Source organism: Bacillus pretiosus, from assembly GCF_051294775.1.
Classification (GTDB): Bacteria; Bacillota; Bacilli; order Bacillales; family Bacillaceae_G; genus Bacillus_A; species Bacillus_A wiedmannii.
Window position 1 is genome coordinate 1 of sequence record NZ_JBPPHF010000712.1, and the last position, 231, is coordinate 231.

1 protein-coding gene is annotated in these 231 nt (G+C 38.1%); it reads right to left on the reverse strand.

Annotation, left to right across the window (positions count from 1 at the left end; translation table 11 throughout):
- Nucleotides 1–9 precede the first annotated feature (9 nt).
- On the reverse strand, nt 10–231 hold a 222-nt coding region (locus ACSG5Z_RS32840), incomplete at its 5' end, for a flagellin (protein WP_262720603.1).

Below are 231 nucleotides of genomic sequence, written 5' to 3' on the forward strand. Positions count from 1 at the left end.
TCAAATGGCTTATTGTAATAATTTAGAAACCATTTGAGGAGTTTGGTTAGCTTGAGAAAGCATGCTGATACCAGCTTCGTTCAAGATTTTGAACTTAGTCATTTCAGACATTTCTTTCGCCATGTCAGCGTCTTCGATTTGAGAAGCAGCAGAAGCCATGTTAGTAGCTTGGCTAGTTACGTTGTTTAAGTTATGGTCTAAACGGTTTAATTGAGAACCGAAAGTTGCTCT